Source organism: Calditrichota bacterium (assembly GCA_014359355.1).
Classification (GTDB): domain Bacteria; phylum Zhuqueibacterota; class Zhuqueibacteria; order JANLFK01; family Oleimicrobiaceae; genus Oleimicrobium.
The window spans coordinates 1-6,421 of record JACIZP010000318.1; the positions used below are offsets into that span (position 1 = coordinate 1).

General features: G+C 62.4%; 4 protein-coding genes. All 4 read right to left on the minus strand.

Going from position 1 to position 6,421, the window contains the following annotated elements; genetic code table 11:
* The coding region (locus H5U38_13645) for a type I CRISPR-associated protein Cas7 (protein ID MBC7188063.1) at window positions 1–765 on the minus strand (765 nt) is incomplete at its 3' end.
* 24 nt (window positions 766–789) lie between these two features.
* Window positions 790–2,898: a hypothetical protein gene (locus tag H5U38_13650; GenBank protein MBC7188064.1), complete on the minus strand. Its 2,109-nt coding sequence runs from the start codon at window positions 2,896–2,898 to the stop codon at window positions 790–792.
* A complete protein-coding gene (locus H5U38_13655; GenBank protein MBC7188065.1) occupies window positions 2,880–3,605 on the minus strand; it encodes a hypothetical protein in 726 nt (241 codons plus the stop codon). The genes H5U38_13650 and H5U38_13655 overlap by 19 nt, the downstream gene beginning before the upstream one ends.
* 513 nt (window positions 3,606–4,118) lie before the next feature.
* Window positions 4,119–6,421: Ig-like domain-containing protein (locus H5U38_13660; GenBank protein MBC7188066.1), on the minus strand; the 2,303-nt coding region annotated here is incomplete at its 5' end.

The following is a 6,421-nucleotide window of genomic DNA, read 5'->3' on the forward strand; positions in this document are numbered from 1 at the left end:
CAGGTAACCCAAGCGGAAGAAAGGATCGTGGTACTCCACGTGCACGAGGAGCAGAGGTTGTTGGATGCCCCGACCGCGTGCCTGGCGGCTGAGTGTTCCCCTCCACAGGGCCTCCAGCAACAGGTCCACATCCTCGGCGCTCATGCCGGTGTCACGAGCAATGGGCGCGCTGACCACCGCCGGCATGGCAAACACCGCGAACGGGCACACATATGTGGACCATATCGTGCCCATGGTTGCACCTTCTTCTTCTCCAGCCAGTTCTTCCTCTCCTTCTCGGGAGGGCATGACCACGGTTCCTTGCACGTACTTGGTTTCGACCGGGTGCAGGGAGTGGGCCCATGCAAACTGGACAGGTCCGCATTGGTTGAAGGCTTTGCCGCCGACGCTGAACACCACGCCGAAGACGCGGGCGTCGAAGGCGGCTTGGAAAAACTTCTCTCGTTCGACCTCTTTGGTTCGCTCGTTGTATGCTCTTTCGAGGATAGACAGCGCCAATCCCTCGCGGCCGCGCAACTTTCCCTTCTCGGTGAATTCCTTACGCACGAAGATGAACAGGCTCTTTGCCGGCCCTCCGTCGGGGTAACGCGCTAGGATAAAGTCGCGCACATCGCGCTTGATGCTGACGTCAGACAGGGAAATGCGCCCATCGTCTTCGCCGAAGATGCGCCGTGCATCGCTGTCTCGCAGGGGATCACGGTTGGGGATACCGTCCTTCACGCTCTTGACGAAGAGTATTTCCCCAGTGTGGACTTCGGTAGCCATGGCTATTCCTCCCGTTGTGTTAGCCTATGAGCGTTCGACATGTGCAGCGGCTCCCTGGAGAGTGTACCCGGCCCAGAAGGCGCTCATGAACGCCTCGCGCTCCCTTTTCACCTGCTCTTGCATCTGCTCCAAAGCGACAAGCGCCGCTCCTACTCTCTGCCGAAAGTCGCTGCTCACCTTAATGGCCGGGTAACGGGCTTCGACCTCGAACAGCTTAGCCAATCCTTTCTTCCAGACCAGCTCGGGGGTGAGGTCGGTACCATAGGTCATCACGCGGTGCTTGAGCAGGTCCTTGCCGGTGGCGGTGTAGTACCACCTCCCAAATTGGCGGAGCAGTGCCCCACAGCCAAACCCCAGTTCCGCTGCAGAAGCGAATGAGATGTCCGTCACCGGCTGCTCCTCAAGCATCGTCAGCAGCTCTTTCCAGTCTCGCATAGGCATGGTTCCCCTCCTTGTTTGGTGGTCGTCCTGGGGGGCGGGTTTCGGTTGTCGCCCCTCTCTTTGCAGCCACGATGTGTACTCCTCTGCGAAGGCGAGAAAAGTGACAAAGAAGGCGACCTCTTCTCTCACTAGGGGCAGGGTATCCGGCAGCCGGTGGGCCAGGCTGTTCATACGGGAGGCGGCGTTCCGCACTGGTCGCCTGGTGTCCAGGGGGCCGCAGCGGAGCACCGTCTGCAGGCAGTCCCAAAGGAATGGCCCACCGAAGCCGCGGGCCAGGAGGTAGGGAACTGAAAGGTAGCTCCCGCGTCGTGCTCGCGCCCGGTCCTCACCTAGCAACGCCACGAGCGCCTCCCAGGAATGGTCGCAACTCCGGGCCGCAATGCGCTTCAGAGCCCTGAGCGTTGACGGGATTACCTCCTGGATGATGGCGCGGACGTGCACATCCCCTCTGGTGTAGTCCCCATGGAAGTAGACCAGCGTCAGGCGAAAGTCGGCCGGGTCGACTTCCTCGGGGAGGAACAAGTCGAAGCCAGTGACGGTCTCCATGAACTGCTCGGCGAGAGTGCCCTCCCTCTGGGAGCCGCTCAGCATGGATTTCACATTCCGAGCATACTGAGCCGACAGTTCTGGGTCAGAGAGGGCCTCGTCGCTGACCGGGAGCAGAAAGCCACTTCCATAGATCACCGTGAGACGCTGGAGGTCGCCACGCCTGCTCACCCGGCGCGCTTCGGCGTCCGCCACCGGCGAGAACAGTTCGCGGGTTACCTCAGCGTGCAGGGGGCGGGCCAGGCGGCTGAATACCCGCGCCCCAAGTGTCAGCGCTCGACAGCAGGTTGTGCACAGTGCAACCCCTTCAACCCAGTGCGCTTCGTCCCCAGCATGGGGCAGGGGACAGTTCCACTCCGGTAGGGCCCACGGCCATGATTTGCAGTAGGAGGCAACGACGTGGCCTTCGCCCCCACACACGGAGCACGTCCCTTGTTTCTCGCCCACTTCCGCACCCTCGGCAACCTTCCCTTCCCACACCTGTCGGAGGATGGCGGCAAAGTTGGGCACGATGTAGCGCCCCGGAAACAGCACACTCGCCCCGAGGCATTCGTCGGACGACTTGTCTGTGTAGCCGTAGGCGGAGTCTGGGCCGTTCCCCTGTACCAAGATGATAATGCCCAGGGCCTTTTCGCCCGCGGGCAGTGCGCTTCTCTCCACCTCAGCCGCGAGCGCAGCCGCCAACTGACGCACGGTGGCTTCATCAACGTGCAAGGATGGCGTGCGCTCCACTCGTCCCCGCAAGAAACGATAAACCTCCTCGGGCTGCGAGAAGGAGGTCCATCGTCCTGTGTTCTTGTCCTGCCGAATCAGCCAGGCTGGGTAGACCGGCACGCCATAGCTACCTTGCGGATTGAGGGGGTTACCTCCGGTGGGGTAGACGAATGGCGCTGAGAGTGCACGCGCGATCCTCACTTCGAAGTCCCCTCGCTTCCCGTCTGGTGGTTCGTTGCCCCAGACTTGCATGGGAAGCGTAACTGGTCCTCGTCCTGACCCGGGAGGGGGCAGTTCGGCAATGAATACGTGCCGGTAAAAGTTCTTCACCCTTTCCTCACCTACATCGGAAATGACCTCAAGGATTTCCTTGGGGCTCATGCCACCTGCCAGCAGCGGGCGCCCAAGCCTGATCAAGTCCTCGATGAGCATGTGTCCCTCCTATGCCGCTCGCCAGCTATCTGCTCTACGGTGCCAAAGCCACGCGACACCGATTTGCCCAACCCGAAGTGGTTGGGGACAAGGAAGTTGATGCGGAAGGTACCTAGGAAACCGATCATCGGCACACCCTTAAGCGTGCAATGCATTTCCTCGAGTTCACGGCAGTCGCCTCGCAAAGTCCGTCGGACGGTGTGTCCGAAGCTCTTTGCGAGCGAAAGACAGTTTCCCACCAGGATGCGTTCCAGCAGCGCCACCCGCTGAGCTCGGCTTGGCAACCGCCAGTAGCGTCGCGCATTATCTTGATTCAGTGCCAGCCATGGAGTGACGAAGCGATAGTCGACGGGATCGGTTGTGTCCCCAAGTACGTCGAGCCTGCGATGGATGGAGGCCTCCAGCACGGGCAGCTGTTCGGTGCCGATGATCGTCTCTTCTACGTCCAACCAGAGTTTCGAGAGCAGGCTACTGCCTTCGGCGACGCCAACAAGCAACCCTGTCGTGTCGACTATCTTGAATTGAACCCGCGGGTAGGTATAGAGGAGTGAACCGTCCGCCAGATGGTGGTGTAAGAGAACCTCTTCGATAAACCTTTGGCCGAAAAAGCCGCGTAGTTGTGGTGTTTCTCCCGGTCGCAGGGCACGGGCCAGCCGCAACCGAAATTCGGTCACTTCGACCCGGCAAAGAGCTTGACTTTCCTCCATGACACCCCCTCGCCTTCGCCGCCGGCATGCGGCGCGGCTCCTACTGCGTCAACAGTTGCAGCAAATGGCCCACTAAGATTTGGCAGGCCATCATGAGGTTGCGCCCTCCTCCCACCTGCAGAAGGGGTGCACCCGTGTCCCCGCCCGTCGGCATAGGCCCGGCCATCGGGCATCTCTGGCCGGTGTAAGGCATCCAGAAGGCCCTCAGCCTCCTGGGAGGGCAGGTCGCCGCTGCCAACTGCCATTCCTCGTACTGCTGGAATATACGAAAGCCTTTTTCGTGATGCAAGAGATTTCGGAGTACTTGTGTTCCCCCTTGGACTGTGCGTCGACTCGTACCCTCTGCCCGAGGCCTCTCTGCGAACAGCTTGCGCCTGGAACGACCTCGCTCGCCGCCGTGTCACACTCCCCTCACCCCCACTAACGCCCCCGCGCCAACGGACGGGGCGAGCGCGCAACCGCGTGCTCAGCGGTCACTCGCCCGCCCCTGCCCTCGTGCCGGCTTCCCGCGACCTACCGCACTAGCGCCATCTTCACCACCGCGTGGTAGTCGCCTGCCTCCAGGCGCGCATAGTAAATGCCGGAGCCCACCGCCTGGCCGAGGTCGTTGCGGCCATCCCAGGTGACCGTGTGGTAGCCCGGCTCCTGCTCCCGGTCGACCAGGGTCCGTACCACCCTGCCCATCACGTCGAACACCAGGAGCCGCACCGCCTGGCTCTTCGGCAGCTCGTAGCGGAGCGTGGTGACCGGATTGAACGGATTGGGGAAGTTCTGGCAAAGTTTGTACTGCGTGGGCACGGGCACGACCACGCTGATCGGCGGGTGAAGGGTCGCCCTGCCCATGGCGTCCACGTCGGCAAGCCGGTAGTGGTAGGTCTGCCCAACTTTCGCCGTGGCGTCCACAAAGCTGTAGGTGCGATCTTGACGCGGCGGGACCAGCTCAGAGTTCAAGACCTCGTAGGGGCCAGCGGCAGTCACGCTGCGCAGTATCTGGAAGCCCACGTTGCCCAGTTCGTAGGCGGTCTTCCAGGAGATGGTTACCCCCTGGTAAGGCACCACGCGCGCCGAAAACGCCACCAGCTCCACCGCGGTGCGGATGTCCACGCTCCATCTCTGCGAAGTGGTGTCGCTATCGTCGAAGACGTAGGCGGTAACCGCGTAGTGCCCAGGGAACCATTGCGCCGCCACCAAAAGGTAGGTGGTATCATGCCCCACGGCGGTCCCGTTCACCTTCCAGAGGAAGTGGAGCGGGTCGCCATCCGGATCCTGTGCCGATATGCTGAAACGGCGGGTCTGCCCCTGGTCCAATGCCAACTGCTTCTCCTGGGGTGAGAAGGCGAGGATAACAGGCACCCGGTTCTTGTTCAGGATCACCAGGGTGAGCACGCGCGTCGTAGTTGCCCCCTTGTTATCTTGAGCGTTGAAAGTGATGGGATACCTACCCGCCTGCTCGTAGGTAGGCAGCCAGCTCAGCATGCCGGTGGCAGGATCGAACGTTGCACCCGGCGGCAGACCAGTGACGTTCAAGGTGACCGGGTCGCCATCAGGGTCGGAGACTTGCACCCGCACGGTCACCAGCTCGGCCTCGTAGCGCACCGTGTCGCCGGAGAAGGTGATGATGGGGAAGGCATTGGCCACTGCAGTCGCCTGGAAGACCAACGGCGAACCGCTCACCCCGGCCTTTACCGCCCACGCCGTTTGCACCCCGAGCGCACTGCCCAATACCCAGCGCGAGGTGGCGATGCCCTGCTGGTCACTTTTGACCGGCTGCTCCTCCACGAAGGAGCCCCCGCCCGTGGCGGCGACAAAGCTCACCGTGGTGTTCGGCACTGGATTACCATAGCGGTCCTTGAGAATGACCTGCAGGGGAGAGGGCAGAGCCATTCCCGGCGTGCCGATTTGGGCATCGCCGGCGTGCTTGGCCATGGAAGCAGCTGGCCCTGGCTCGCCGTTCACCACAAAGTACACAGGTGAACCGCTCAGCCCGGGAGCCAAGGCCTTGAAGATATTGGGACCGGCTATGGTTCCCAGAATGACCGTCGCCGAGGCGAGCCCCGAGGCATCTGAAGTGGAGGGTTGCTGATTGAGCACCGCTCCTTGGCCGCTCACCACACTAAACTCCACGGGGAATCCCGCCACGGGATTGCCGTAAGTGTCGGTGACCCGGACACTGAGCGGCCCAAGCAGCACCTGGCCGACAATACCTTCGGCAGGGAAGGGTTCTTGCGCGAGCTTTGCTGCCTGGCCGGCAATGCCAGTCGCCGTAAAGGCTACCCAGCCGCTCACTCCCGGCGTGGTTACCCTGATATTGTTGACGCCGGCGCGCGTGCTGAGGCGGTAGGAGGCCTGGGCGATACCGTACTCGTCAGTTGTGTCGGGCTGTTGCGTAAGCCATTCGCCTGCTGGCGAGGTCGTGCAGGCAAAGGTGACCGGCGCGCCCCACACCGGCCGACCCTGCGTGTCGAGCACCTTCACCTTGAACGGCTCAGGCAGCGCCCCATTCACGGGGCCCGTCTGATTGTCGCCGGCAAGCTTCAGCAGGGTGGACGGCAGCGGCACAACACCTTGGCACTGGAAGCGCACCGGCGAGCCGCTCAGGCCCAGCGCGTACGCGTCGACGACGTTGGCGCCGGGGTTGCGCCCCAAAACAAGGGTGGCACGGGCGATGCCGTCGCTATCGGTTGCCATCGGCTGCGGTTCCACAATGCGCCCGCCGCCGGAGATGACGACAAACTGCACCTGATAGCCGCTCACGGGGTTGTCGTTGCGATCCGTGACCAGGACTGCCAACCGCTTATCTGCAACCGTGCCGATAT

Bases quoted from the DNA above. Each gene is read 5' to 3' on its own strand.
- H5U38_13655 (MBC7188065.1), bottom strand. From the start codon at position 3,605: ATGGAGGAAAGTCAAGCTCTTTGCCGGGTCGAAGTGACCGAATTTCGG.
- H5U38_13650 (MBC7188064.1), bottom strand. From the start codon at position 2,898: ATGCTCATCGAGGACTTGATCAGGCTTGGGCGCCCGCTGCTGGCAGGT.